This window comes from Stenotrophomonas sp. C9D9 (genome assembly GCF_056491205.1).
Map to the genome: position 1 here is coordinate 300,542 of NZ_JBSZIF010000004.1, position 26,635 is coordinate 327,176.

25 protein-coding genes are annotated in these 26,635 nt (G+C 67.4%); 16 read left to right on the forward strand and 9 right to left on the reverse strand.

The window, feature by feature from the left end; genetic code table 11:
• Nucleotides 1-181: 181 nt before the first annotated feature.
• A complete protein-coding gene (locus ACXI0D_RS06760) occupies nt 182-2,938 on the forward strand; it encodes a TonB-dependent receptor (RefSeq protein ID WP_182474424.1) in 2,757 nt (918 codons plus the stop codon).
• Nucleotides 2,939-3,174: 236 nt separating this feature from the next.
• Here the strand turns inward: ACXI0D_RS06760 and ACXI0D_RS06765 are convergent, their stop codons facing one another.
• Nucleotides 3,175-4,788 carry an alpha-glucosidase family protein gene (locus tag ACXI0D_RS06765; RefSeq protein ID WP_049443872.1) on the reverse strand — a complete coding sequence of 538 codons (1,614 nt, stop codon included), beginning with the start codon at nt 4,786-4,788 and terminating at the stop codon, nt 3,175-3,177.
• Between the two features lie 214 nt (nt 4,789-5,002).
• Between ACXI0D_RS06765 and ACXI0D_RS06770 the strand changes: the two genes are divergently transcribed.
• Nucleotides 5,003-6,001 carry a polyprenyl synthetase family protein gene (locus ACXI0D_RS06770; RefSeq protein ID WP_119007181.1) on the forward strand — a complete coding sequence of 333 codons (999 nt, stop codon included), beginning with the start codon at nt 5,003-5,005 and terminating at the stop codon, nt 5,999-6,001.
• Nucleotides 6,002-6,097: 96 nt separating this feature from the next.
• Here ACXI0D_RS06770 and ACXI0D_RS06775 read toward each other — a convergent pair whose 3' ends face one another.
• Complete coding sequence (locus ACXI0D_RS06775) at nt 6,098-6,889, reverse strand: dienelactone hydrolase family protein (protein WP_049443876.1); 792 nt, start codon at nt 6,887-6,889, stop codon at nt 6,098-6,100.
• A gap of 133 nt (nt 6,890-7,022) precedes the next feature.
• On the opposite strand from ACXI0D_RS06775, the gene ACXI0D_RS06780 reads away from it, so the two are divergent.
• Nucleotides 7,023-7,610, forward strand: a complete 588-nt coding sequence (locus tag ACXI0D_RS06780) for an SMI1/KNR4 family protein (RefSeq protein ID WP_049443878.1) — start codon at nt 7,023-7,025, stop codon at nt 7,608-7,610.
• Between the two features lie 60 nt (nt 7,611-7,670).
• On the opposite strand, the gene murD is transcribed toward ACXI0D_RS06780, so the two are convergent.
• From murD to ACXI0D_RS06795, 3 genes are all read right to left on the reverse strand, one after another.
• The gene (gene murD, locus ACXI0D_RS06785) at nt 7,671-9,080 is read right to left on the reverse strand and encodes a UDP-N-acetylmuramoyl-L-alanine--D-glutamate ligase (RefSeq protein ID WP_119007182.1); all 1,410 of its coding nucleotides are present in this window, start codon (nt 9,078-9,080) and stop codon (nt 7,671-7,673) included.
• Nucleotides 9,061-10,413 carry a UDP-N-acetyl-alpha-D-muramoyl-L-alanyl-L-glutamate epimerase gene (gene murL, locus ACXI0D_RS06790; RefSeq protein WP_049447216.1) on the reverse strand — a complete coding sequence of 451 codons (1,353 nt, stop codon included), beginning with the start codon at nt 10,411-10,413 and terminating at the stop codon, nt 9,061-9,063. The genes murD and murL overlap by 20 nt, the downstream gene beginning before the upstream one ends.
• A gap of 76 nt (nt 10,414-10,489) precedes the next feature.
• Nucleotides 10,490-13,087, reverse strand: coding sequence for a bifunctional aspartate kinase/diaminopimelate decarboxylase (locus ACXI0D_RS06795; protein ID WP_479642742.1), 2,598 nt, complete (start codon nt 13,085-13,087; stop codon nt 10,490-10,492).
• 71 nt (nt 13,088-13,158) lie between these two features.
• Between ACXI0D_RS06795 and ACXI0D_RS06800 the strand changes: the two genes are divergently transcribed.
• Together ACXI0D_RS06800 and ACXI0D_RS06805 are read left to right on the forward strand one after the other, a co-directional pair.
• Nucleotides 13,159-14,031 carry a PhzF family phenazine biosynthesis protein gene (locus tag ACXI0D_RS06800; protein ID WP_049447220.1) on the forward strand — a complete coding sequence of 291 codons (873 nt, stop codon included), beginning with the start codon at nt 13,159-13,161 and terminating at the stop codon, nt 14,029-14,031.
• 131 nt (nt 14,032-14,162) lie between these two features.
• On the forward strand, nt 14,163-15,041 hold the full coding sequence (locus ACXI0D_RS06805) for a PhzF family phenazine biosynthesis protein (protein ID WP_119007183.1): 879 nt from the start codon (nt 14,163-14,165) through the stop codon (nt 15,039-15,041).
• Between the two features lie 182 nt (nt 15,042-15,223).
• Here the strand turns inward: ACXI0D_RS06805 and ACXI0D_RS06810 are convergent, their stop codons facing one another.
• Entirely contained in the window at nt 15,224-15,655 is a 432-nt protein-coding gene (locus tag ACXI0D_RS06810; protein WP_014646276.1) for an OsmC family protein, read from the reverse strand.
• A 371-nt stretch (nt 15,656-16,026) separates the two neighbouring features.
• Here ACXI0D_RS06810 and ACXI0D_RS06815 point away from each other — a divergent pair, with 371 nt between their 5' ends.
• From ACXI0D_RS06815 to ACXI0D_RS06830, 4 genes are all read left to right on the forward strand, one after another.
• Complete coding sequence (locus tag ACXI0D_RS06815) at nt 16,027-16,425, forward strand: HU family DNA-binding protein (RefSeq protein ID WP_010483539.1); 399 nt, start codon at nt 16,027-16,029, stop codon at nt 16,423-16,425.
• A gap of 254 nt (nt 16,426-16,679) precedes the next feature.
• Nucleotides 16,680-16,988 carry a DUF3861 family protein gene (locus tag ACXI0D_RS06820; protein ID WP_049447224.1) on the forward strand — a complete coding sequence of 103 codons (309 nt, stop codon included), beginning with the start codon at nt 16,680-16,682 and terminating at the stop codon, nt 16,986-16,988.
• A gap of 56 nt (nt 16,989-17,044) precedes the next feature.
• Nucleotides 17,045-17,584 carry a hypothetical protein gene (locus ACXI0D_RS06825; protein WP_479642441.1) on the forward strand — a complete coding sequence of 180 codons (540 nt, stop codon included), beginning with the start codon at nt 17,045-17,047 and terminating at the stop codon, nt 17,582-17,584.
• A gap of 82 nt (nt 17,585-17,666) precedes the next feature.
• Nucleotides 17,667-18,263 (forward strand): YceB family lipoprotein, encoded by a 597-nt coding sequence (locus ACXI0D_RS06830; protein ID WP_014036282.1) that lies wholly within the window; start codon nt 17,667-17,669, stop codon nt 18,261-18,263.
• Nucleotides 18,264-18,301: 38 nt separating this feature from the next.
• Here ACXI0D_RS06830 and ACXI0D_RS06835 read toward each other — a convergent pair whose 3' ends face one another.
• Together ACXI0D_RS06835 and ACXI0D_RS06840 are read right to left on the reverse strand one after the other, a co-directional pair.
• Nucleotides 18,302-18,844, reverse strand: coding sequence for a type 1 glutamine amidotransferase domain-containing protein (locus ACXI0D_RS06835; RefSeq protein WP_014036281.1), 543 nt, complete (start codon nt 18,842-18,844; stop codon nt 18,302-18,304).
• Nucleotides 18,845-18,975: 131 nt separating this feature from the next.
• On the reverse strand, nt 18,976-19,443 hold the full coding sequence (locus tag ACXI0D_RS06840; RefSeq protein ID WP_049447248.1) for an SET domain-containing protein: 468 nt from the start codon (nt 19,441-19,443) through the stop codon (nt 18,976-18,978).
• Nucleotides 19,444-19,652: 209 nt separating this feature from the next.
• Here ACXI0D_RS06840 and ACXI0D_RS06845 point away from each other — a divergent pair, with 209 nt between their 5' ends.
• The 5 genes from ACXI0D_RS06845 to ACXI0D_RS06865 all read left to right on the forward strand — a co-directional run bounded on the left by ACXI0D_RS06845 (nt 19,653) and on the right by ACXI0D_RS06865 (nt 24,955).
• Nucleotides 19,653-20,108 (forward strand): SUF system Fe-S cluster assembly regulator, encoded by a 456-nt coding sequence (locus tag ACXI0D_RS06845; protein WP_005408436.1) that lies wholly within the window; start codon nt 19,653-19,655, stop codon nt 20,106-20,108.
• Between the two features lie 17 nt (nt 20,109-20,125).
• Nucleotides 20,126-21,601 (forward strand): Fe-S cluster assembly protein SufB, encoded by a 1,476-nt coding sequence (gene sufB, locus ACXI0D_RS06850; protein WP_049447231.1) that lies wholly within the window; start codon nt 20,126-20,128, stop codon nt 21,599-21,601.
• Nucleotides 21,602-21,675: 74 nt separating this feature from the next.
• A complete protein-coding gene (gene sufC, locus ACXI0D_RS06855) occupies nt 21,676-22,440 on the forward strand; it encodes a Fe-S cluster assembly ATPase SufC (protein ID WP_032957818.1) in 765 nt (254 codons plus the stop codon).
• A complete protein-coding gene (gene sufD, locus ACXI0D_RS06860; RefSeq protein WP_119007184.1) occupies nt 22,440-23,702 on the forward strand; it encodes a Fe-S cluster assembly protein SufD in 1,263 nt (420 codons plus the stop codon). The genes sufC and sufD overlap by 1 nt, the downstream gene beginning before the upstream one ends.
• Nucleotides 23,699-24,955 (forward strand): cysteine desulfurase, encoded by a 1,257-nt coding sequence (locus ACXI0D_RS06865; RefSeq protein ID WP_049447235.1) that lies wholly within the window; start codon nt 23,699-23,701, stop codon nt 24,953-24,955. Before sufD ends, ACXI0D_RS06865 begins: the two co-directional genes overlap by 4 nt.
• Before the next feature lie 54 nt (nt 24,956-25,009).
• Here ACXI0D_RS06865 and ACXI0D_RS06870 read toward each other — a convergent pair whose 3' ends face one another.
• Nucleotides 25,010-25,462 (reverse strand): hypothetical protein, encoded by a 453-nt coding sequence (locus ACXI0D_RS06870; RefSeq protein WP_049447236.1) that lies wholly within the window; start codon nt 25,460-25,462, stop codon nt 25,010-25,012.
• A gap of 107 nt (nt 25,463-25,569) precedes the next feature.
• Between ACXI0D_RS06870 and ACXI0D_RS06875 the strand changes: the two genes are divergently transcribed.
• Entirely contained in the window at nt 25,570-26,109 is a 540-nt protein-coding gene (locus ACXI0D_RS06875) for a GNAT family N-acetyltransferase (RefSeq protein WP_075675136.1), read from the forward strand.
• Nucleotides 26,106-26,438, forward strand: coding sequence for a non-heme iron oxygenase ferredoxin subunit (locus ACXI0D_RS06880; RefSeq protein ID WP_014036275.1), 333 nt, complete (start codon nt 26,106-26,108; stop codon nt 26,436-26,438). Before ACXI0D_RS06875 ends, ACXI0D_RS06880 begins: the two co-directional genes overlap by 4 nt.
• Nucleotides 26,439-26,635 lie beyond the last annotated feature (197 nt).

Here is a 26,635-nt window from a genome sequence, read left to right on the forward strand (position 1 = left end):
CGCACGAGGTACTTGAAAGCGATTACAACCCTGCAAACGCCATTGAATACGTATGCAGGGTGATTCCCGCGAAGAACGCGCTGCCTACCATAGCGGCGACGACAGCGGCCACCGCGTCGCACGTCCACGGTCACGCCGGGACGTCCACGAATCGATCTGCAACATTGCCTGGGAGGGGAAAATGTTGAACCACAAGCGCAGCGCGCTGAGCATCGCGCTGGCCGTTGTCCTGGCGCCGACGCTGGCGTCGGCACAGTCCACGCAGAGCACCACCACGCCGGCCGGCACCGCCGCCACCAACCTGGATACGGTGCAGGTCACCGGCATCCGCCGCGGCATCGAGAGCGCGATCGCGGTCAAGCAGGACGCCACCTCGGTGGTCGAAGCGATTTCTGCCGAAGACATCGGCAAGCTGCCAGACGTCAGCATCGCCGAATCCATCTCGCGCCTGCCCGGCCTGGCAGCCCAGCGTGTGGCGGGCCGTGCGCAGGTGATCAGCGTGCGCGGCCTGTCGCCGGACTTCGCCACCACCCTGCTCAATGGCCGGGAAGTGGTCAGCACCGGCGACAACCGCGGCGTTGAGTTCGACCAGTACCCGTCCGAGCTGGTCAACGGCGTGACCGTGTACAAGACCCCGGATGCCGCGCTGGTCGGCCAGGGCCTGTCCGGTACCATCGACATGCAGACCGCACGCCCGCTCAGCTTCGGCGAGCGCGTGATCGCCGTCAGCGGCCGTTACCAGAAGAGTTCGCTGGGCCGCGCTGCCAACGTCGATCCGTATGGCAACCGCTTCAGTGCAAGCTACATCGACCAGTTCCTGGACAAGACCCTGGGCATCGCCATCGGCTACGCGCACAGCGACATGCCGATCCAGGAGAACCAGGTCGGCCTGTACGAGCCGTGGACCACCGAGCACACCGACAAGGGCAACCGTCCTGGCGTTGCCGCCGGCACCTACTTCTCCGATGGCATCAAGGCGCTGCGCCGCACCGGCAACAACAAGCGCGACGGCGTGATGGCCACCATCCAGTTCCGCCCGAACAACAGCTGGACCAGCACCTTCGATGCGTTCCACACCGAAGCCGAGCAGATCGACACCGCCAACCAGTTCGAGCTGAACCTCAGCAACTACAACGGCAACTACACCCCGGGCCTGCTGGTCAGCAACCCGCAGATCAACGCCAACGGCTCGTTCACCGGCGGTACCGCCAGCGGCGTGTATCCGCTGGTGCGCGGCATGTACAACAAGCGCAAGGACAAGATCGATGCGTTCGGCTGGAACAACGAGTTCAACTTCGGCGGCGTCAAGCTGGTCGCCGACCTGAACTACTCCAAGGCCACGCGCGATGAGCTGAACCTGGAAAACAACCTGCAGCTGACCCCGATGCCGCAGCTGGATACGATCGGCGTGACGATCCGCCAGGATGGGTTCTCGCAGATCAGCCCGGGGCTGAACTATTCCAACCCCGACGCCCTGTTCCTGACCAACACCATCTACGGTTCCGGCTACGGCAAGGTGCCGAAGGTGGAAGATCGCCTGAAGGGTGGCAAGCTGGCCGCCACCATCGCCCTGCCCGATGCCATCGCCTCGTGGGCGCCGGATATCGACATCGGTGTGAACTACGCCGACCGCCGCAAGGTAAAGACCCAGTCCGAAGGCAACATCCTGCTCGGCGCACAGGGCGACGCCAACATCGCCTCGGACCTGCAGTACCGCCCGGTCGACCTGGGCTTTGCCGGCCTGGGCACCATCCCGGCCTGGAACGTACCGGCCGCAGTGGGCCGCTACATGACCTTCAATCCGGTCGACAACCTGGACTACCTGATCCCCAAGTCGTGGACGGTCGAAGAGAAGATCACCACCGCCTGGGCGCGCCTGAACATCAACACCGACATCGGTGAAGTGGGCGTGCGCGGCAACATCGGCGTGCAGATGCAGCACACCGACCAGAGTTCGGATTCGCGCTACTGGGACAGCTCGCAGTCGGCCGGCAACAACGTGCAGCCGTATTCGAACGGCCGTACCTACAACGACTGGCTGCCGAGCTTGAACCTGGCCTTCATGTTCCCGCACCAGCAGACGCTGCGCTTCGCCGCCGCCAAGCAGGTCGCGCGCCCGCGCGTGGACCAGATGCGCGCCGGCCTGGAGTTCGGCGTGGACACCGGTACCGGCCGGCCGGGCGGCAGTGGCGGCAATCCGCTGCTGGACCCGTGGCGTGCCACCGCGCTGGACCTGTCCTATGAGAAGTACTTCGGCGAGAAGGCCTACGTGGCCGCCGCGATCTTCTACAAGGACCTGAAGAGCTACGTCTACACCCAGTCGGTCGACAACTACGACTTCACTTCACTGCTGGGCAGCTACGTGCCGCCGCCGGGCATGACGGCGCCGGTGCTGACCACCGGCACCTTCTCCGCGCCGCAAAACGGCAAGGGCGGCACGTTGAAGGGCCTGGAACTGACCGCATCGTTCCCGCTGGAGATGCTGACCGACAGCCTGCGTGGCTTCGGCGTGCAGGCCAGCGCGACCTTCAACAAGAGCGACATCACCATCCTGGATCCGGAGAGTGCCTCAAGCGTGGGTAGTGACCCGATCAGCCTGCCGGGCCTGTCCAAGCGCGTGTACAACTTCACCGCCTATTACGAGCGCAGTGGCTTCGAGGCACGCGTGAGCCAGCGCCGCCGTTCGGACTTCATCGGTGAGATCGGCAACTTCAACGGCAACCGCAGCCTGCGCTACGTCGTCGGCGAGAACGTGACCGATGCGCAGGTCAGCTACACCTTCAGCGACAGCAGCACCCTGCGTGGCCTGACCCTGCTGCTGCAGGGCAGCAACCTGACCAACGAGCCGTACCGCACCTACGCCGGCAGCAAGGACCGCCCGCTGGAGTACATCGAATGGGGCCGCACCTACATGCTGGGCGTGAACTACAAGTTCTGACCATGACCGGGTAGTGCCGGCCGCTGGCCGGCAACAACTCATCGGAAACCCGCTGCGCAGGCAGCGGGTTTTCTTTTGCACGAATGCACATCAACGCATGGCGTGGATCTACCCAGCGCCGCCCCAACCCGTAGATCCACGCCATGCGTGGATGCCTTTCGCCGGAAGCCCACCCACAAAAAAGGGACGGGGCGCTTCGGCCCCGTCCCCGCAAGTACCGCCACCGGAGAAAACGGTCAGCTGCGTCGGGCGCAATACACCGCACGCGGCGGCAGCTGGAGTTCATTGCCCTGCACCGTGCCCGCTTCCGGGCCCGGCACCGCCACCTGCTGCCAGTTGCCCGGCGGCAGCGGATGGCTCACCGCCTCGGCCGACAGGTTGAAGGCCAGCAGGAGGGTTTCATCTGCAAGCATACGCTCGAACAGCAGCACTGGCTCGGCACTTTCGATGAATCGGATGCTGCCATGCAGGAGCACCGGCTGGGTATGCCGCCAGGCCAGGTACGCCCGGAACGCGGCCAGGACCGAGCCTGGGTCGCGTTCCTGCACGGCTACCGCCGCGGCGCGGTGCTCGGCCGGGATCGGCAGCCACGGCTGGCCGGTGGTGAAGCCGGCCAGCGGCGCATCGGTCCACGGCAACGGGGTACGGCAGCCGTCACGGCCCTTGAAGTTCGGCCAGAAGGTGATGCCATACGGGTCCTGCAGGGCCTCGAACGGTACCTCCGCCTCGGCCAGGCCCAGCTCTTCACCCTGGTACAGGCAGACCGAGCCGCGCAGCGAGCACAGCATCGCCACCAGCATCCGCGCCAGGCGCGGGTCGGCCGGGTGGCCGCCCCAGCGGCTGACCGCCCGCTCCACGTCGTGATTCGAAACTGCCCAGCACGGCCAGCCTTCGGTCATCGCCGCTTCCAGGCGCGAGACCGTATCGCGGATGTAGGCCGCGCTGTAGTCGTCCACCAGCAGCTCGAAGCTGTAGCCCATGTGCAGGCGGCCATCGCGGGTGTACTCGGCCGTGGTGGCCAGCGAGTCCTCCGAAGAGATCTCGCCCAGGCTGACCGCCCCCGGGTACTCGTCCAGCAGCGCGCGCAGGCGCTCCAGGAACGGCAGGTTCTCCGGCTGGGTGTTGTTGTAGTAGTGGTACTGGTAGGCGTACGGATTGTCCGGGCTGAAGCCGCGCCCCACCCGCTTGTCGGCGGGCTTGGCCGGGTTGTCACGCAGCTGCGCGTCGTGGAAGCAGAAGTTGATCGCATCCAGGCGGAAACCATCCACGCCGCGGTCCAGCCAGAAGCGCACGTTGTCCAGGGTCGCCTGCTGCACGTCCGGGTGATGGAAGTTCAGGTCCGGCTGGTCGACCAGGAAGTTGTGCAGGTAGTACTGCTCGCGGCGCGGCTCCCACTGCCAGGCGCAGCCGCCGAACAGCGACAGCCAGTTGTTGGGCGGGGTGCCGTCCTCACGCGGGTCGGCCCAGACGTACCAGTCCGCCTTCGGGTTGCTGCGGTCCTGGCGGCTCTCGCGGAACCAGGCGTGCTCGATCGAGGTATGGCTCAACACCTGGTCGATCATCACCTTCAGGCCCAGGCCGTGGGCCTTGGCCAGCAGGCGGTCGAAGTCGTCCAGGCTGCCGAACAGCGGGTCGACATCGCGGTAGTCGGCGATGTCATAGCCGAAGTCGGCCATCGGCGACTTGAAGAACGGCGAGATCCAGATCGCATCCACGCCCAGCGCGGCGATGTGGTCCAGCCGCTCGATGATGCCCGGCAGGTCGCCCACCCCATCGCCGTTGGCGTCGAGGTAGCTGCGCGGGTAGATCTGGTAGATGACGGCTCCGCGCCACCATGGATAGTGCGACATCGACAGCCCCCCTCCGGGCATGCGGGACCCGCCGGCAGCGGGCCGAAATCCTGATCCGGCAAGCTTAGCGGGGGCCTCCCGGGCATGGCGCAACCTGCATACGTATTCACGCGGGCGGCCGCGCCGGCCAGGCTGGAAATGCCGCTCGGGCCGGTTTGCGCCCGAATTCACGGCCAGCGCCTATAATCGGCGGTGAGCCTGAAAGCCTGATCGCATGACCATCACCGAAGACACCCGTCCCGCCCTGGGCCTGCCCCAGATCCAGTCGCTTGCCGCGGCCGACATGGCCGCCGTCGACGCCCTGATCCGGCGCCGGCTGTCCTCGGACGTCGTGCTGATCAACCAGATCGCCGACCACATCATTTCCGCTGGCGGCAAACGCCTGCGCCCGATGCTGGTGATGCTTGCCGGCCACGCGGTCGGCCAGGCCGGCCCGGACCACCACCAGCTGGCGGCGATCATCGAATTCATCCACACCTCCACCCTGCTGCACGATGACGTGGTGGACGAATCCAGCCTGCGCCGCGGCCGCAGCACCGCCAACGCGCTGTGGGGCAACGCACCCAGCGTGCTGGTCGGCGACTTCCTGTACTCGCGCAGCTTCCAGCTGATGGTCGAGCTGGAGCGCATGTCGGTGATGCAGATCCTGGCCGATGCCACCAACCGCATCGCCGAGGGTGAAGTGCTGCAGCTGCTGCACGTGCACAACCCGGATACCGACGAAGCCGCCTACTTGCGCGTGATCGAGCGCAAGACCGCGGTGCTGTTCGCTGCCGGTACCCGCCTGGGCGCGCTGGCAAGCGGCGTGGATGAAGCCACCCAGCAGGCCCTGTTCGACTACGGCATGCACCTGGGCTACGCGTTCCAGATCGCCGACGACGTGCTGGACTACTCGGCCAACGCCGAGGAACTGGGCAAGAACCTGGGCGACGACCTCGCCGAGGGCAAGGCCACGCTGCCGCTGATCCACGCGATGGCCCACTCCGACGACGCCACCCACGAGCGCCTGCGCACCATCGTGCAGGACGGCGATGCCTCGGCGATGCCGGAAGTACTGGCCGCGATCCGCGCCACGGGCGGCCTGGAGTACAGCCGCGCGCGTGCCGAGGAATATGCCGAAGCCGCCGAGCGCGCGTTGGACGGTCTGGCCGACAACGATGCGGTTGCCGCCCTGCGTGGCCTGGCCCGTTACGCGGTGCAGCGCTCGCATTGACCGCATCCGGTAGTGCCGGCCGCTGGCCGGCATTTCCGATGACATCCGCAGCGCCATGAGGTTGCCGGCCAGCGGCCGGCACTACCGCGGCACGGATCAGCGTTTCTCGAAACGCTCCTCGAAGAACTCATCCAGCGCCTTCCACGCGCGCTTGGCCGCGCGCTCGTTGTACTGGCAGCCCGGCGGGCTGTTGGCATCGCGCTCGGCGAAGCAGTGCACCGCACCGCTGTAGTTGGTGAATTCCCAGTCGACCTTGGCGGAGTTCATTTCCTTCTGGAAACCGGCGATGTCCTCGGCGGTCACGCTCTTGTCGTCGGCGCCGTTGAGCACCAGCACCGACGGGTGGCTGCCACCGGCCTGCGCCGGCAGCGGCGAACCCAGCCCGCCGTGCAGGCTGACCACACCGGCCAGCGGCGCACCGGCACGGGCCAGCTCCAGCACCGTGGTGCCGCCGAAGCAGAAGCCCACTGCACCGATCCGGCTGGCATCGAGCGGCGCCTTGCCGGCCTGCGCCTTGAGCACGTTCACCGCTTCCAGCGCGCGGGCACGCAGCAGCGGCCGATCATTGCGCAGCTTGCTGGCCACCGGCCCGGCCTCGGCATCGGTCTTCGGCCGCACGCCCTTGCCGTACACATCGGCCACCAGCACCACATAGTCATCGCCGGCCAGCTGCTTGGCCTTCTCAACTGCCGATTCGTTCACGCCCTTCCAGTTCGGCACCATCACCAGGCCCGGGCGCTTGTCGTGCCCACCATCGTCATAGACCAGCACGCCACTGAAGGTCGTGCCCTGGTGCTTCCACTCCACCGGCTGCGTCTTCATCGCCGCCCACGCCGGCATTGCCGCCAGCCCCAGCATCACCGCCACACCGCATCGCCAACGATTCATGCGCCTGCTCCGCAAGAAAAAGGGGACGGAGGGGATTAAGCCGTATTCGCCCCTCCCGCGTCGCATTCTGCATTGGCGGCGTGACGCAGGTGTGGTTGGATACGACTTAATCCCCTCCGTCCCCTTTTTTCGCATGAATCTTGTTGATCGCTTCCTGTCTGGCCTTGTTCCGCGTCTGCCTGCCGATGATGCCGCCCAGTGGGCCTGGATCCAGGGCGCCAGCGCCGAAGACCTGCAGCGCCTGCGTGCGCAGTGGCCGCAGGTGCCGGACAGCCTGATGGAATTGTTGTCGCGCGTGGATGGCACCCATTTCCGCGAGTATCCCGGCGGTGAGGTCTGCGTGCTGATGCTGGGTTCAGATGTGGGCGATTACCCGTACTACCTGCGCTCGGTCGCGCAGATCTTCGAGGACCAGCAGCAGTGGGACGACAGCATTCGTTCCATCTACGAAGAGTGGCTGGATGACGAGCCGGACATTCTCGGCGCCGGCATCGACGCCGATCTGCCGATGAACCGCCGACTGTGTTTCTCGCACTGCATGAACAACGGCGGCACGTCGATGCTGTACCTGGATTTCGACCCGGCACCGGGCGGCACGGTCGGCCAGGTGGTGCGCTACCTGCACGATCCAGACAGCTACGTAGTCATCGCGCCCAGCTTCGATGCGTACCTGCAGCAGCTGATTGACGGCGACTACGCGTTCATCGACGAGGAACAGTAGATCCACGCCATGCGTGGATGAATTTCTCCGGAGGTTGCCGGCCAGCGGCCGGCACTACCTTCAAACGATACCCAGCCCGGGAATCGCGCTGATGCTGTCCGGGTCAAACCCGGCCAGCTCGGCGAAATGACGGCCACGCGCCACGTAGTCACGGTAAGCGCCGAAGCTCGGCGCACCCGGCGACAGCAGCACCACCCCGCCCTGCGCGCCCAACGCGGCACGTCCCAGCGCCATCGCTTCGGGCAGGTCAGCGGCTGCATGCAGGCCGAAGCGGCCGGCATCAGCCAGCGGCTGCAGCATCGCGTGGATGCGCGGGCCGTTGCTGCCCATGGTCACGATCTCCACCGGCGGCACATCGTGCGCCATGTGCTGCATGAAATCGGTCCAGTCCAGGCCACGGTCATGCCCCCCCACCAGCAGCGCGATGCGCTGGCCGGCGAAGCACTCCAGCGCGGCCAGGCTGGCATGCGGCGTGGTGCTGATCGAATCGTTGACGTAGGTCAGGCCATCGGCCACGCCGATGCGCTGCAGGCGGTTGGGCAGCGGACGGAAGTCCTGCACCGCCGGCGCAAGCGCCGCGGCATCCAGCCCCAGCGCTTCCAGCGCGGCCAGCACCGCGCACAGGTTGCCACGGTTGTGGCGGCCCGGCAGCGGCGTGTTGCGGGTATCAAACACGGCCTGCTCACCGCGATGCACGATGTCGCCGCGCATGTGCCAGCCCTGCGGCTGGTTGAACCAGACCACTTCGCTGTCGGGCAGCGACAGCGCGGCCAGGTGCGGATCGGCGGCGTTGAGCACGGCGATGCGCGGTGCGGCTTCAGTCACCAGCCGCAGCTTGTCCTCGATATAACGCTGCTCGCTGCCGTGCCAGTCCAGGTGCTCCGGGAACAGGTTCAGCACCACCGCCACCTGCGGATGGGCGCCACTGCGCGCCACTTCGCCAGTCTGGTAGCTGGACAGTTCCACCGCCCAGTACTCGGGCGCGGGCTGCGGATCCAGTACTTCCAGCAACGGCAGGCCGATGTTGCCGACCAGGCCGGTGCGGTGGCCGGCCGCACGCAGCAGGTGCGCGACCAGCGCGGTGGTGGTGCTCTTGCCCTTGGTGCCGGTCACGCACACGGTGTCGTGCACGATGCCATCGGCACCCGCATGCTCGGCAAACCACAGTGCGGTGCCACCGATGAAGGTGGTGCCCTGCCCCGCCGCCGCCAGCGCGACCGGCTGGTAGGGGCTGATGCCGGGCGATTTGATCACGACGTCGAACGCGGCCAGCGCTTCAGCGGAAGGCTCGCCACGCACGTCCAGCACGCCCTGTGTTTCCGCACGCGCGGCCTCCACTTCGGCCGCCGGGCAGAACAGGCTCAGCGGCAGCGTGGGCAGGCGCTCGCGCAGCACCGCAAACGCGGCGCGGCCCTCACGGCCCCAGCCCCACAGCGCGACGCGCTTTCCTTCAAGCTTCGAAATCTTCACGCACCCGTTCCCACAGCGCAGCCGGAACGCGGTGCTCGCCCTGCAGCTGCAGCAGCGGTGCCAGTTCCAGTTCGGCGGCATCCAGCTGCGGCTGGATCTCATTGCAGAAGCGCTTCACCAGCACGTCTTCCTTCCACTCCGGGCGCTGCGCCAGGGTCGCCATCGCCGCGCGCGATTCACGGCCTTCGCCCACGCACTCGAACGGCTTGTGGTCCTGGAACTCCAGCAGCGCGTCGAAGCCGCCGGCCTGCTCGGCATCGTCCAGCAGGTTGCGGCCGAAGATGCGCACCAGGCGCGTCTTGGGCATGAACGGGGCCAGCGCCAGGAACACGAAATGGCACTTCGGGCAGACGCCGCACCAGCGGTTCACAGGACGCTCGCCGAGGATGTGGAAGTTGCGGTTGCAGCTGGAGAAGTGCGCGTCGTAGAAATCGGTCTTGGCGAACTGGCGGGCCACCGCCAGCTCGGACATCGGGCGCAGCAGCGAGTAGTACTGCAGGTCCGCCGCCACGTGCGTCTGCACATGGCTGCCGAACGCCTGCTCGAACGCCCAGCCCTTGGACCACTGGTGGTTCACTTCGCCGGTGCCCGGAATCTGGCTGCCGTAACTGGCCGAACGCTCATTGGAGAACACCACCTGGTCCACGCCCTGCAGCAGCGCGGCCAGCACCATGATCGCCGAGTTCACCGCGGTGACCGGGATATGGCCGTTCCAGGCGCCCTGGCGGTTGAGCTCGAACAGTTCCGGCGCCAGCGCGCGACCCAGGTTCAGCGTCGGCAGGCCGGTACGCTCGGCACAGGCGCGGATCAGCTGTGAGCCACCGATCCAGGTCACCGTCTCGTCCACGCCGGCACGGCGCAGCGCTTCGATGCTGACCAGCGAATCCTTGCCGCCACCGATGGCCACCAGCGCGTGCGGCTGCAGGCCCAGCACCGGCGCCTGCACCGCGTCGCCCTGCACCGGCAGGCGGAAGCGCCCGCGCAGGTTCAGGCCGTTGCGGTACGCAAACTCACCCAGGCCGTTGAGGTAGACCGTCTCCACCAGCGCAGCGGTATCGGCATCGATGGCATAGCTGTCGATGCTGACCGTCTCCGGCACGCCCGCCTTGTAGTAGCTGACACCGGCGATCAGGTGCAGCAGCTGCAGCGCGCGCTGCACGGCGGCGCTACGCGCTTCGTCGAGCACGAACGGGGCGCCCGGCACGGTGATGGTTTCCACCATCTCCGGGCCGTCATCAAAGGCGTAAACCAGCCTGGCCACGCCGGTATCCGCGGCGAATTCGCAGCGGACGAAGCGGAAGCGGGAAACCTGGTGTTTGTCGAAAGCAGTCATGGTGTATCCGGTCAGGCACGGGCCCGCGCGATGGCGCGGGGCGTGTCGGTGGGCGGGTGCAGGGCGCGCGCGGTGGTCATTCGATCACGTCTTCGCGCGGCAGCATCCGCTGGTTGTAGGTATTGGCCATCGAATAGCCGTAGGCGCCGGCGTCGGCGATCAGCATCACATCGTCCGGCGCGGTCGACACCGGCAGCTTGCGGCGCTTGCCGAACACATCGCTGGATTCGCAGATCGGGCCGACCACGTCGAACGCGGCTTCGGCATAGCCGCCCTGGCGGCTGAGATTCTCGATGTCGTGCCAGGCGTCGTACAGGGCCGGCCGCATCAGTGCGTTCATGCCAGCATCCAGGCCAACACGGCGCACGCCATCCTTCTCCACCACTTGGGTGACATGGGTCAGCAGCACGCCGGACTCGGCCACCAGGTAGCGGCCCGGCTCGATCGCCAGCCGGAACGCCGGATGCAGCGCCTTGACCTCGGCCAGGCCCTCGGCCCAGGCGTCCAGGTCGAACGGCTCGTCTTCGTCGCTGTACGGAATCGGCAGGCCACCGCCAATATCGATGGTGTGCACGCTGCCGATGCGGCGGGCGAAGCCGGCCAGCTCATCGCACATCAGGCGCCAGTGCTGCGCGGTTTCCACGCCGCTGCCCAGGTGCGCATGCAGGCCGACCACGCGGCTGCCCAGATCGGTGGCCGCGCGCACGAACTCATCGACGCGGGCGATCGGCAGGCCGAACTTGGAGTCCTTGCCGCCGGTACGGACCTTGGCATGGTGGCCTTCGCCACGGCCCAGATCCACGCGCAGCCACAGCTCGCGGTTGCGGAACAGGTCCGGCCAACGCTGCAGTGCTTCGACATTGTCGACGGTAACGGTCACGCCCAGCGCGAACGCGGCTTCGTACTCGCTGCGCGGGCAGAAGCTGGGGGTGAACAGCACGCGCTTGGGCGACAGTTCCGGCAGGTGCTGGAACACATGCTTCAGCTCGCCGTGCGAGACGCACTCCAGGCCGAAGCCCTCGGCTTCCAGCAGCTGCAGGATGGCCGGGTGGCTGTTGGCCTTGATCGCGTAGTAACGCTGATCGATCGGCTTGATCGCTGCCAGCGCGCGGGCACGGGCGCGCACGGTCGGCAGGTGGTAGACGTAGCGCGGCGTACCGGCGTCGGCCAGCTGCAGCAGGTGCGCACGCTGGCCCCGCCACCACGGCGTGCCACGCGGGCGCACGGTGCCGGCGATCTCGCGCCAGCGCGGGCCGAACACTTCGGTTTCTTCCACCGGCATCGCACCGCTGTCGATCAGCTCGGCGTGCAGGATCGGCAGCAGGCCATCGGCATCGGCTTCGTCGATGACGAAGGTCAGGTTCAGGTCGTTGGACGACTGCGAGATCATGTGCACGCGCTCGCGGCCGAAGGTGGCCCACACGTCCGACAGCTTGTGCAGCAGCGAACGCATGCCACGGCCAACCAGGGTGATCGCCGCGCACGGCACGATCACCTTCACCTTGCAGATCTGCGACAGGTCGGCCGACAGCGCGGCCAGCACATCGGTGTTGACCAGGTTCTCGGACGGATCCAGCGACACGGTGACGTTGGTTTCGGCCGAACCGATCAGGTCGACCGACAGGCCATGCTTCTTGAACAGGTTGAACACATCGGCCAGGAAGCCGACCTGCTGCCACATGCCGATGCCTTCCATCGACACCAGCACGATGCCGTTGCGGCGGCTGATCGCCTTTACGCCCGGTACCGGTGCAGCACTGCCGTCGATGCTGGTGCCCGGCAGTTCCGGGCGCTCGGTATCGAGGATGGCCATCGGCACGCCGGCATCGCGGCACGGCTTGATCGAGCGCGGGTGCAGCACCTTGGCGCCGGTGGTGGCGATTTCCTGCGCCTCGTAATAGTCCAGGCGGGTCAGCAGGCGCGCGTCCGGCACATCCTTCGGGTTGGCACTGAACATGCCCGGCACGTCGGTCCAGATCTCCACGCGGCTGGCGCCGAGCAGCGCGCCGAAGTACGCCGCCGAGGTATCCGAGCCACCACGGCCGAGGATGGCGGTACCGCCATCGGCATGCCGCGAGATGAAACCCTGGGTGATCAGCAGGCGGGTCGGCTGCGCGCGGAAGCGCTGCATCCACTCCGCATCGGCACGCCACTGGCAGTTCACCGACAGGCGCTGCGACCAGTCGCTCTGGTTCGGCTGCGGCGGCATCGCGTCCAGCCACTGGCGGGCATCCATCCAGCCCATGTCCAGGCCCGAAGCGTGCAGATAGGCCGCGCCCAGCGTGGACGACAACAGCTCGCCCTGGCCCAGCACTTCGGCCTGCCACTGCAGCGGACGGGTGGCCGCACGCGGGTCGTCGAGCAGGCCCTGCAGCGCCGCCAGGCGCTCGGCCAGTACTTCGCGGCCCAGGCCCAGTTCGACCAGGAAGCCTTCATGGCGTTCGACCAGCGCGGCCACGCGATCACGGCTGTCCGGCGCGCCATCGGCGATCGCGGTCAGTTCGTTGGTGACCCCGGACAGCGCCGACACCACCACCAGCACGCGCGAGCCGGTCTCTTCCGCGCGTTTTTTCGCCAGCTTCCCGATCGTGTCCCAGCGGTGACGACGCGACACCGAAGTGCCGCCGAACTTCAGTACGATCCAACGATCGACAAGGGGGAAGCTGACATGGATTGGCTATGTAGAATGTGGGGAAGCCGCCCCTGGGGGCGGAACCTTTGATTCTAAGCGCAATATCCCCGTAGATGGCCGTCCTTCGTTACCTGCAGCTCGATGTCTTCGCCCCCCGCCCCGGCACCGGCAATCCGCTGGGCGCCCTCCTGGATGCCGACGACCTCTCCGGCGAGCAGATGCAGGCCCTGGCCGCCTGGCTGAACCTGTCCGAGACGGTGTTCTTCCTGCGCTCCAGCGCGCCCGGCGCCGATTACCACATCCGCATTTTCACCCCGACCCGCGAGCTGGCCTTCGCCGGCCACCCCAGTGTCGGCGCGGCCTGGGCGGCGGTGAGCTGCGGCCTGGCCCAGCCTCGCGACGGCGCCCTGCTGCAGCAGTGCGCGGCGGGGTTGCTGCCGGTGCGGGTGAGCGGCCCAGCCGAGGCGCTGGAGATCCAGCTGGCCAGCCCAGCGGCGCGGCAACTGGACACAGCCGCGGACGGAGCGCCCGAAGCGCTGCTGGCCCTCGCCGCCAACGGGCACGTGCCCGAACTCTGGGACAACGGCGCACGCTGGTGGCTGCTGCCGATGCGCGACGCCGCCGCCGTGCGCAACCTGGCGCCGGACATGGCCGCGCTGGCCGACTGGAGCCTTGCCACCGATGCCACCGGCGTGGCCGTATTCGCCGACGAGGCCGGCAGCGACCACACGCGTGTGGTGCGCGCCTTCTGCCCCGCCGATGCGGCCAGCGTGCCGGAAGATCCGGTCACCGGCAGCGCCAATGCCCTGATCGGTGCCTGGCTGCGGCAGCGCAACGCCCTGCCCGGCCGCGAGGGCCACTACGTGGCCAGCCAGGGCCGCGAAGTCGGCCGCGATGGCCGCGTGCAGGTGCAGGTCGACGCGCAGGGCACGGTCTGGATCGGCGGCCAGGTGCAGCCGGTCATCGACGGCCACATCCGCTGGTAGCGCACGAAACAAAGGGGACGGAGGGAATTAAGTCGCTTATGGCACATGGGGCACAAGCGACCTAGTTCCCTCCGTCCCCTTTTTTGTGCCCCGCGCTACGCTATGCCGCCTGTTTACTGGAGTCCTGCCTGATGTCCACCCGCCGTTTCCTGCAGCTGGATGTGTTCTCCCCGCGCGCCGGCGCTGGCAATCCGCTGGCCGTGGTGCTTGATGCCGAAGGCCTGGACGATGCCAGCATGCAGGCCATTGCGCGCTGGACGCGCCTGCCCGAGACCACCTTCGTGTTCCCGCCGCAGGTCGCAGGCGCCAGCTACCGGCTGCGCATGTTCAGTCCGCAGAAGGAAGTTCCGTTCGCCGGCCATCCCAGCGTCGGTACCGCACATGCGGTGCTGCAGGCGGGCCTGGCCGCGCCGGTCGATGGCGTGCTGGTGCAGGATGGCATTGCAGGTGCGCTGCCGCTGCGCGTCAGCGGTGAGGGCGCGCAGCGGCGTATCGCCATCCGCACCCCGCGCGCGCAGCTGGCCGAGACCGTCGAGGCCACCGATCCTCGCCTGCAGGCCGTACTGAAGGGCTGGCCGCTGGGCTCGCTGCCGCCGTCACGCATGCAGGGCGGGCGCAGCTGGTGGGTGGTGCAGGTGGCCGATGAAGCGGCACTGCGCGCCCTGCGCCCGGACTGGGACGCGGTCGCGGCTCTGGCCGAATCCACCGACAGCATGGGCGTGTTTGCCTACGCCTTCAGCGATGGCAGCGAGGGCTTCGATCTGGCGGTGCGCGCCTTTGTCGGCAATGGCCGCCGCTTCGAGGACGCCGCCTCCGGTGCTGCCAATGCGGTGCTGGCCGCATGGCTGGACCTGCGCGACGCCCTGCCCCGAGGCCGTGCACCGTTCGAAGTCAGCCAGGGCCGCGAAGTCGGCCACGACGCGCGCCTGACCCTGCGGGTCGATGAAGACGGCGAGGTCTGGTCGGGCGGCCAGGTGCAGACGGTGATCAGCGGCACCATCGATTGGTGATTGCTGCTGGAGGGTAGAGCCGAAGGCAGCGGCAGGAGCCGCTGCCAACGTCGCGCGCGACGGCCGAGGGGGGGCGGTCAGGAAGGCCGCGATAACGCTGGCTGGCTGCCACCTGGACACTGGCATCATGCGGTTGCCGGCCAGCGGCCGGCACTACCGTGACCATCCCGGCCCGCGATTTCTCAGCCCAGTTCGGCTTCCAGGCTGATCGGCACCGCGCTCAGCGCCTTGGAGACCGGGCAGTTCTGCTTGGCGTCATCGGCAATGGCACGGAACTGTGCGGCGTCGATGCCCGGCACCACGGCCTTCACCTTCAGCCGGATCTGCGACAGCTGCGGGCCGCCCTCCAGGGACAGATCGACCTTGGCCTCGGTATCCAGCGAGGTCGGGGTGAAGCCGGCCTCACCAAGCTTGGCCGACAGCGCCATGGTGAAACAGCCGGCGTGCGCGGCAGCGATCAGCTCCTCCGGATTGGTGCCTTTCTCGTCGCCGAAGCGGCTGTTGAATCCGTAGCGGGTCTTGTCCAGCAGCCCGCTCTGCGGCGTGCTCAACTGTCCCTTGCCCGACTTCAGATCGCCTTCCCAGTGCGCGGTGGCGTGTCGCGAGATTCCCATGTGCTGCTCCTGCGTGGCGGTGATGAAGGGTCACCCTCGCACGGGACGCGTTAGCCCTGCGTCGCTCCGCCGCATGCCGCGCGTCCGCCGGAAACCGGACAACTGGTCACTTCTTCGCCAGGCCGGCACGCATTTTCCCCTTGTTTTCAGTGGTTTCGCGCATTCCACCGATGGGCCGGCGCCGGCCATCGCGTGCGCTGCCACACCCCCTTTCCCCACTACCGGCCATGTACTGAATCGGCCTGGATATGAAAAAACATGCACTTTCCGCGCTTCGGGCTATTGGCGGCGCCCGAGAGTTGCCCTACATTGCGCTTGCCGACGGGGTTCGGCGCCGACCAAACAACCAACCGTTCACGGAACAGGAAACCATGGCAAAGACCGCTAAGAAGGCTGCCCCGAAGAAGGCAGTGAAGAAAGTCGCGACGAAGGCAGCCGCCAAGCCGGCCGCTCCGAAGCCGATCAAGGAAGTGCTGACCAAGTCCGGCCTGGTTGCACACATCGCTGAAGCCTCCGGCGTCATCGCCAAGGACGTCCGCGCTGTGCTGGCCTCGCTGGAAAGCGCCGTCGCCTCCTCGGTGCACAAGAAGGGCGCTGGCTCGTTCACCCTGCCGGGCCTGCTGAAGATCACCACCGTCAATGTGCCGGCCAAGCCGAAGCGCAAGGGCATCAACCCGTTCACCAAGGAAGAGCAGTGGTTCGCTGCCAAGCCGGCCACCACCAAGCTGAAGGTGCGTCCGCTGAAGAAGCTGAAGGACGCCGCGCTGTAAGCGCGCGCCCCAACGCGGATTCCGACGGGACGGCTCTGGCCGTCCCGTTTTTTTGTACGGACCACACCCCCGCAACACAGCGTTGCCGCAGCTCCGGATATCCCCGTACAGGCCCGCCGCCATTGGCTGCCGGCGCTCCGCAAAGGGCGCGGAACGTACCGGGTGGAACACTGCGTGCAGCGCCGGCCGTCGCCGCAGGCCGTGGCCTTGCCTATGGTGGGCACATCCTCCACAGCTACGGCGAGCACACCCTCATGGCCAGCCCCTCCACCCGCTACCGGATCTCGGTGACCCCGATTGAAAAGGACGGGCTGCAGTGCACCGGGCGCTGCACCATCGAACTGGAACACCGCGCCAGCCGCGACCTGATGCGCCTGCTGGAGGCGGCCCCGCGTACCGCCGGCATCAGTGGCGACGAGCGGGCGACCCTGGTGATCGCCGCCCAGCTGCTGCGCGACATCGTGCAGCGCCACGCCGAGACCGACGGCCACGCACTGGCCGCCATCGCCGTCCAGGTGCTGCCTGCACTGGACGCGCTGGAGCAGCTGCCCTCCTCCCGCTGACACCGGCGCAACCGCTACACTGCCGCCCTCCAGATTGCCTCGGGGAGGAGGCAGGCATGCGCAGGATCCTGTTCCTGATCGCACCACTGGTGCTGCTGGGCTGTTCGCGTCCGGCGGCACAGACGACTGAGGGTATCGCGGCAGCGTCCGCTCCCGTCGCCGCCACCGCAGCAGCGGACACCGGCACCGGCCCCGATCCCGCAGCACTGCAGGCGAGCGACGTGCCGCTGCTGTCCGCCGTCGCAGACGATGCCGAGCCACCCTCGACGATGCTCAACCGCTACGTGGCGGCACTGCTCAACCACGACCGCGCCGCCAGCGACGCCGCCTGGGCGATCCCGCCCGGCGACCCACGGCATGCCGACGACGCCGCGCTGCGGCAGCTGCAGGACCTGCGCACCCTGCGCCTGCACAGCGATACCCCGATCGCCCGCGACGAGCGGCAGCCACCGCAGCTGCTTGAGGTGCCGGTGCAGATCCGCGCAGCCACCGCCAACGGCACGTTCCGCTTCGGCGGCTGGTACCGCGTGCAGCCCAGCAGCAATGGCAGCGCCTGGCAGATCCAGTCGGCACAACTGCGTCCAACGCTGGACTGAACCGTTGCAGCGGCATGCACGCGCGATTCAGCCTGCGCGGCTACTCTTTGATCCATCCATTTGCTTCCCACCGGTCACCGCCATGCGCCTGCGTTCCCTGATGACCCGCCTCGCGGCCTCCACCGTGCTGATCGCCGCTGCGATCGGTGCACAGGCGGCTCCCTCCATCTCCGGCCGCGAACTGTCGGTGGGGGCCAGCGACGTGCAGCAGTACCTCGATGGCAGCTTCCCGCGCACCCAGGACGCCCTTGGCGGCCTGATCGCCCTGACCATGAGCCATCCGCAGCTGAGCCTTCCGGCCGGCGAACGCTTGAACCTGGGCATGGACGTCGCGCTGGCCACCGCCGGCGGCAACCCGGCCAGACTGGGCACGGTGAAGCTCAGCAGCGGCCTCCGCTACGACGCGCAGACCCAGGGCTTCCACCTGCAGCAGCCGAGCGTGGATGACTTCACCCCGGCCAACCAGGGCGGCCGCCTCGACTCACGCACCCGTGGCCTGCTCAACGCATGGCTGAGCGACTACGCCCAGCGCGAACCGATCTACAAGCTGGACCCGGCCGTGGCCGGGGTGCTCGGCGCCCTGCAGGTGCAGTCGGCACAGGTGAAGAACGGCAAGCTGGTGGTCACCTTCAACCAGAACCTGGGCAACCTGGTGCCGGCAGGCGTGCTGGGCAAATAAGGTAGTGCCGGCCGCTGGCCGGCACTATCGGCAGAACATCACGCGGCCAGTGCTTTGACCACCGCCTCACTGAAGGCTGGGATGTCGTCCGGCTTGCGGCTGGTAATCAGGTTGCCATCGACCACGACCTCGGTGTCGCGCCATTTGCCACCTGCGTTGGACAGATCCTGCTGCAGGGACGGCCAGGACGTGACCTCGCGTCCCTCAGCCAGGCCGCTGTTGATCAGCAGCCACGGGCCATGACAGATCGCCGCCACAGGCTTGCCGGCTTCATCCACTGAACGGATGAAGGCCAGTACGGCATCATCGGTGCGCAGCGTGTCCGGATTGATGACCCCTCCGGGTAGAACCACGGCATCGAAGCGTGCAGGATCCGCCTCATCCAACGGAATATCCACCGCGACGGCGTCGCCCCAGTTCTTCTCCTTCCAACCCTTGATCGTCGCTTCCTTTGCGGGCGAGACCACGCTGACGCGCGCCCCCTCCGCTTCCAGCAAACGCTTGGGCTCGGTCAGCTCGGACTGTTCGAAGCCGTGGGTGGCAAGGATGGCAATCTGCTTGCCCTTCAATCGCTCTGCCATGGATGCACTCCGGTTTGGGGGAGCCCACAGAATGGAAGCCCCCCCCCTTGCGCGGCGGTGACCCTGTCGTGCACGGCAGGTGGAGAGCCTCCACGTAGTGCCGGCCAGCGGCCGGCACTACCCGCTGCGGGTCAGCGCTTGGGCTGCAGCATCGTGCCGGTGCACTTGGGCGAGCCGCAACGGCACTCCCAGATCTTCTTCAGCTTGGCCGTGTGGCGCTCGGCCAGGGTGATGCCGTAGTTGTAGGTCAGCTCCTCGCCGGCCTTGATATCGCGCAGTGCCTCGATGAACACCTTGTCGCCCCGGCTGTCGCCGTCCTCGTCTTCCTCGATCACCGCCTCGCAGTTCGGGTCGCAGCTGTGGTTGATCCAGCGCGCGTCGTTGCCCTTGTAGTTGGCATCGATCACCCAGTCATCGTTGAGGGTGAACAGGAAGGTATGGCCGCTTTCGACGTCGCCGCTGTCATCGGCATCGACATCGCCGTGGCTGCGCAGCAGGCCCTTGTACTGGATCACGCGCTCGCCCTGCTCGATCGGGGCCACGGCGAACACGCCGTTGCCATGGATGGCGGACTTGCGGGCTTGGATCTTCTTCGGCATCGGCACGGGCTGTTTGCAGCGGATGGAACGGGGATTCTCGCCCATTCCGGGTGATTGCGAAAATCATCCCGTTGGCGCAGCATTGCGCCCTGGCAACGGCCCCGGTGTGTCGTCCCGGCCCGGCCCCAGCGCCGGCTGAATGCCCGGGTTGGATGGCGGCGAATAAAAGCGTACAATTTCAGTCCGCTTTAAGAACCACTCGCATCCCCATGTTGCGCGTCACCAAACTCACCGATTACGCCACCGTCGTGCTGACCGTGCTCGCCGCCCGTCCGGGCGAAGTGCTGAGCGCGACAGAGCTGGCCGAATTCACCGGTCTGGAGCCGCCCACCGTCAGCAAGGTGCTCAAGCCGCTGGCCCAGGCCGGCCTGGTCGAAGGCCTGCGCGGCGTCCGTGGCGGCTACCGGCTGACCCGCCCGGCCATCGAGATCTCGCTGTTCGAAGTGGTCGAAGCGATGGAAGGGCCACTGGCCCTGACCGAATGCAGCCACGACCACCATCAGTGCGGCATGGCGCCCAAGTGCGGCGCGCGCAGCAGCTGGCGGCTGATCAACGACGTGGTCTCCGAGGCCCTGCGCGATGTCACCCTCGCCCAGATCCTGCCCCCTCTCCCCCTTGCCGATGACGAACAGCGCCGCACCATCGCTGTCGACGTCGTCTCCTGATCCGTAGGCAGCCCCCCATGGCCACCGAAACCATCGAAAACGTCGCCCACGACGACACCCCCAACCGCGAGATCCACGAGCAGCTCGGCCGCAAGTATTCGGCCGGCTTCATCACCGAGATCGAATCGGACTCCCTGCCGCCGGGCCTGGACGAGGACACCATCCGTGCCCTGTCGGCCAAGAAGGAAGAGCCGGAGTGGATGACGCAGTGGCGCCTGGATGCCTACCGCCACTTCCTGACCATGCCGATGCCCGACTGGGCCAAGCTGGAGATCGCCCCGATCGACCTGCAGGCGCTCAGCTACTACTCCGCGCCGAAGGGCCCGAAGTACGCCTCGCTGGATGACGTGCCGAAGGAACTGCTCGACACCTACGACAAGCTGGGCGTGCCGCTGCACGAGCGCGCCAAGCTGGCCGGCGTGGCGGTGGATGCGGTGTTCGACTCGGTGTCCGTGGGCACCACCTTCCGCAAGGAACTGGCCGAGAAGGGCGTGATCTTCTGCTCGATGTCCGAGGCCATCAAGGAACACCCGGAGCTGGTCCGCCAGTACCTGGGCACCGTGGTGCCGGTCGGCGACAACTACTTCGCCGCGCTCAACTCGGCGGTGTTCTCCGATGGCAGCTTCGTGTTCATTCCCAAGGGCGTGCGCTGCCCGATGGAACTGAGCACCTATTTCCGCATCAACGCCGGCCACACCGGCCAGTTCGAGCGCACCCTGATCGTGTGCGAGGACAAGGCCTACGTCTCCTACCTGGAAGGCTGCACCGCGCCGATGCGCGATGAGAACCAGCTGCACGCCGCGGTGGTCGAGCTGGTCGCGCTGGAAGATGCGGAGATCAAGTACTCCACGGTGCAGAACTGGTATCCGGGCGACGAGAACGGCGTCGGCGGCATCTACAACTTCGTCACCAAGCGTGCCGAATGCCGTGGCGCGCGCAGCAAGGTCACCTGGACCCAGGTCGAGACCGGCTCGGCGATCACCTGGAAGTACCCCTCCTGCGTGCTGCTGGGCGACGACTCGGTGGGTGAATTCCACTCCGTCGCGCTGACCCATCACCGCCAGCAGGCCGACACCGGCACCAAGATGATCCACGTCGGCAAGCGCACCAAGAGCAAGATCGTCAGCAAGGGCATCAGCGCCGGCCGCGGCCAGAACACCTACCGCGGCCTGGTCAAGGTCGACCGCAACGCCGACGGCGCGCGCAACTACACCCAGTGCGATTCGCTGCTGATCGGCAAGCAGTGCGGCGCGCACACCTTCCCCTACATCGAGGTGAAGAACCCGGGCGCCACCGTCGAGCACGAGGCAACCACCTCCAAGATCTCCGATGACCAGCTGTTCTACTGCCGCGCCCGTGGCATCAGCCAGGAAGACGCGGTGTCGCTGATCGTCGACGGCTTCTGCAAGCAGGTGTTCCGCGAACTGCCGATGGAGTTCGCGGTGGAAGCCAAGAAGCTGCTGGAAGTCTCGCTGGAAGGTTCGGTGGGCTGACCGCCCGCCCCTGCCCCTCGCAAACGCATTCTCTTTACCGGCGGGCCCCGGCCCGCCCCACGGAAACCCCCACCATGCTGAAGATCGAAAACCTCCACGCCCGCATCGGCGACAAGGAAATCCTCAAGGGCCTGTCGCTGGATGTGAAGCCCGGCCAGGTGCACGCCATCATGGGCCCGAACGGCGCCGGCAAGTCCACCCTGGGCAATGTCCTGGCCGGCCGCGACGGCTACGAAGTGACCGAAGGCAGCGTGCAGTTCGACGGCGTCGACCTGCTGGAGCAGGACCCGGAAGCGCGTGCCGCCGCCGGCCTGTTCCTGGCGTTCCAGTACCCGGTGGAGATCCCGGGCGTGAACAACACCTACTTCCTGCGCGCCGCGCTGAACGCCCAGCGCAAGGCACGCGGTGAGGAGGAACTCGATTCCATGCAGTTCCTCAAGCTGGTGCGCCAGAAGCTGGCCGTGCTGCACCTGAAGGACGAACTGCTGCACCGTGGCGTCAACGAAGGCTTCTCCGGTGGCGAGAAGAAGCGCAACGAGATCTTCCAGCTGGCCGTGCTGGAACCGAAGCTGGCGATCCTGGACGAGACCGACTCGGGCCTGGACATCGACGCACTGAAGAGCGTGGCCGACGGCGTCAACGCACTGCGCGGCGCCGACCGCTCGTTCCTGGTCATCACCCACTACCAGCGCCTGCTGGACTACATCAAGCCGGACGTGGTGCACGTGCTGGCCGATGGCCGCATCGTCAAGAGCGGCGGCCCGGAACTGGCGCTGGAGCTGGAAGCACACGGCTACGATTTCCTGAAGGACCGGGTCGTGCCCGAGGCGGCGGTCTGATGAGCGCCCTGCTTGATTCGATGGCCCAGGCCTTCTGCGGCAGCGATGCGCGCCGCGAAGTGCTGGATGCGGCCCTGCGCGACGGCCTGCCGGCCGCCCGCAACGAAGTCTGGAAGTACACCTCGCTGCGCCAGCTGGAACGCCGTTCGTTCGCCGCGGCACCGTTGCAGGGCCCGGCGCTGGACGCCGCGCTGCTGGAAGACATCCCGGCCCCGCGCCTGGTGTTCGTCAACGGCCGCCTGGATGCCGCGCTGAGCGACGTGCAGGCGCTGCCGGCCGGCGTGCAGCTGCAGCCGTTGTCGGCCGCACTGGCCGCCGGTGAAGACGCCGTGCGTTTCCTCGGCCGCCGCTACGAGCGCAGTGAAGAGGTCTTCGCCCGCCTCAACGCCGCACTGGCCGACGAAGGCGTGGTGCTGCGCGTGGACGAAGGCGTGCAGGTCGAAGCACCGCTGCAGCTGGTGTTCGCCAGCGTCGCCGGCGAGACCGACCTGGCCTGGCACCACCGCCACCTGATCGAACTGCGTGCCGGCGCCAGCCTCGGCGTGGTCGAGCACCGCTTCAGCGTGGGTGACTCCGCCCACCTGGACAACACCGTGCTGCATGCCCACGTCGCCCGTGATGCCATGCTCAAGCACGCCCGCGTGCAGGCCGGCAGCGCGCGCCAGACCAGCTTCCTGCGCACCGACGCGGTGCTGGCCCGCGACGCGCAGTACCACCGCGTCGACCTGGAACTGGGCGCCGCGCTCAGCCGCCATGAACTGAACGTGCGCCTGGAAGGCGACAACGCCCAGCTGACCGCCAACGGCGTGCTGCTCGGCAATGGCCGCCGCCACGTCGAAACCCGCCTGGGCATCGACCACATCGCACGCGATACGAGTTGCGAACTGCTGTGGCGCGGCGTTGCGGCCAACCGCAGCCGCGTGGTGTTCCATGGTGGCATCCAGATCCGCGAAGGCGCCGACGGCACCGACGCGAACCTGTCCAACAAGAACCTGCTGCTGTCGGCCGATGCCGAGATCGACACCCAGCCGACGCTGGTGATCGACGCCGATGAAGTGAAGGCCGCGCACGGTGCGACCGTCGGCCAGCTCGATGCCAATGCGCTGTTCTACCTGCGCTCGCGCGGCCTGCCGCAGGCCCAGGCGCAGGCACTGCTGAGCGCTGCGTTCTGCCATGAACCGCTGAAGATCCTGCCCGATGCGCTGCGTGCGCAACTGGCTCGCCGCCTGGACAAGGCCCTGGCCGAGGCGGGTGTGGCATGAACCTGTCCACGCCGCGCCCGATCGAAGAACGCACCGGCGCCCCCGACTGGGATCGCGTCCGCCTCGACTTCCCGCTGCTGATGCGTGAAGTGCACGGCAAGCCGCTGGTCTATTTCGACAACGCCAACACCGGCCAGAAGCCGGTGCAGGTGATCGGCGCGGTGGACGAGTTCTATCGTCGCTACAACGCCAACGTCAGCCGCGCGGTGCATGCACTGGGCAGCGAAGCCACCGATGCCTACGAAGGTGCGCGCAACAAGCTGGCGCACTTCCTCAACGTGCGCCCCGGCGACCTGGTGCTGTGCAGCGGTACCACCTTCGCCATCAACCTGGTGGCGTACTCATGGGCGCTGCCGCGACTGAAGGCCGGTGACGTGATCCTGATCACGCGCATGGAGCACCACGCCAACATCGTGCCGTGGCAGCTGGTCGCGCAGCGTACCGGCGCCACCATCCGCGTGGCCGAGATCACCCCCGATGGTGCGCTGGACCTGGATGCGCTGCGCGCGGCGATGACCCCGGAGGTCAAGCTGCTGGCGGTCACCCATGTCTCCAACGTGCTGGGCACGGTCAATCCGGTGCGCGAGATCTGCCGCGAAGCGCGCAAGCGCGGCATCATCACCGTGGTCGATGGCTCGCAGGCGGTACCGCACCGCAAGGTCGACGTGGCCGCGATCGGCTGCGATTTCTACGCCATCACCGGCCACAAGATGTGCGGGCCAACCGGTACCGGCGCACTGTGGGCCCGTCGCGAGCACCTGGACGCGATGCCGCCGTTCCTTGGTGGCGGCGAGATGATCAAGGAAGTCAGCTTCGACGGCACCGTGTTCAACGATGCCCCGCACAAGTTCGAAGCCGGCACCCCGAACATCGCCGGTTTCATCGGCCTGGGCGTGGCTGCCGACTACCTGCAGCAGCTTGGCCAGGAGAACGTGGAAGCGCGCGAAGCCGAACTGCTGGCGCACTTCACCGAAGAGCTGCGCCGCGTCGACGGCCTGCGCATCATCGGCGAAGCGCCGGAGAAGGCCGCCGTGGTCTCGTTCCTGATCGATGGCGCGCATGCCCATGACCTGGCGACCCTGCTCGACCTGGAAGGCGTGGCCGTGCGCTCGGGCCAGCACTGCGCGCACCCGCTGCTGCAGTACTTCGGCGTCGCCGCCACCTGCCGTGCCTCGCTGGCGTTCTACAACACGCACGCCGAGATCGAGCGCTTCATGACCGCGCTGGCCAAGGTACGCAAGCTGCTGGGGTAAGACTCCCAGCGCAGCCGGAAGCAACGGAAACGCCGCGGGAAACCGCGGCGTTTTTCATGGCGTCGGCAAGGGCTGGATCGAAGACACGCAGAGCGCCGCAGGCCATTGCCCAAGGTGCCCCTTGCCATAAGGGAAAGCGGGCCGGCCCGCCTCTACGATTCCGGTGAGTTCAACCGCCTGCTCCGACGGCAGCGCCATGATGGGAACTCCATTCACCCACACGCCCTCGGCCGCCCATGGATCCTGCACCGGCGGCCCCGGGTGCAGCGCGGACATTTCAAAGCTCTCAACGTAGGCCCCACGTACGCGCACGAGCCTCCCGTGATAGCGCCTCGGATCGGCCCGCAGCGCCTCCAGCGTGACCGGCAACGCACGGGACGCACTGAAACCCGGGCACCCCAGGCCGTTGGGCGCGATGCCGCCACCCTCCTCGCGCGCCGGCAGGCAAGCCAGAAGAGCCACAAGCAGGGCAGTTGCTGCCAGCGCGATTCCCTTCGATATGCCCACCCCTGCACTCCGCCTGGCATTTGATCAAGCGCGAGCATAGCGGTTGCTAGGACCGCCGAGGGCCCTCCCCCATTTGCGCCCGCCCCCGCCCCACCTAGAATGGGGCCATGACCACCCTTACCTTCCGCGCCGCCACGCCGGCCGACATCCCCGCCCTGATCGCCCTCGTCACCTCGGCCTACCGTGGCGACGCCAGCCGCGTCGGCTGGACCACCGAAGCCGACCTGCTGGATGGCGCCCGCATCGACGCCGAAGGCATCCAGGCCGACCTCGACCGCCCGCGCTCCACCATCCTGCTGGCCGAGCGCGAGGGCCAGCTGGTGGCCTGCGCCCACGTCGCCGATGTCGAGGGCAAGGGCTACTTCGGCATGTTCTCGGTCGACCCGGCCCAGCAGGGCGGCGGCGTCGGCAAGCAGATGATGGACGCCGCCGAAGCGCACGCCGCGCACGAATGGAAGGTGCCGGTGATGCAGATGACGGTGATCGACGTGCGCGACGAACTGATCGCCTTCTACGAGCGTCGTGGCTACCAGCGCACCGGCATCAAGAAGCCGTTCCCGTATGGCGACGAGCGCTTCGGCATTCCCAAGCGCGACGACCTGCGCTTCGAGGTCCTGGAAAAGCCATTGGCCGGAGCCGCCGCGTGAGCGAGGCCTGGACCTTTGTCTGTGCCGGCGCCGAACTGCTGCCCGGTGAAATGAAGAGCGTGTTCGACGAAGTGACCGGCACGCCGATCGTGGTGTTCAACCTCGACGGCGAGCTGTACGCGCTGGAAGACCAGTGCACACATGAGGAGTTCGAGCTGTCCTCGGGTGAGTTCAACACCGCCGAAGGCAGCGTGGAGTGCGTGCTGCACGGCGCGCGCTTCGACGTACGCGATGGCCGCGCCCTGTGCGCACCGGCCTATACCCCGGTGCCCAAGTTCCCGGTGAAGCGCGAGCACGACGCCGTCTGGACCCGCGACGACCGCGATTGAGGTCGCGCACGGCTTGCAGGAATCGCCCCAGGGCGTCCCTGCCGAGGCGCATCTCGACCCATGGGGTGGATCTACCAGAGCGTCCTGAGCGGCGCCCCAGGGCCCTTCCGGGCCCTCCAGTTGGCCCGCCTGATTGCGCATATGCGAATCATTATCGTTGATGTTATCCTACGTAACATCTTCGTAACGATCCGGCC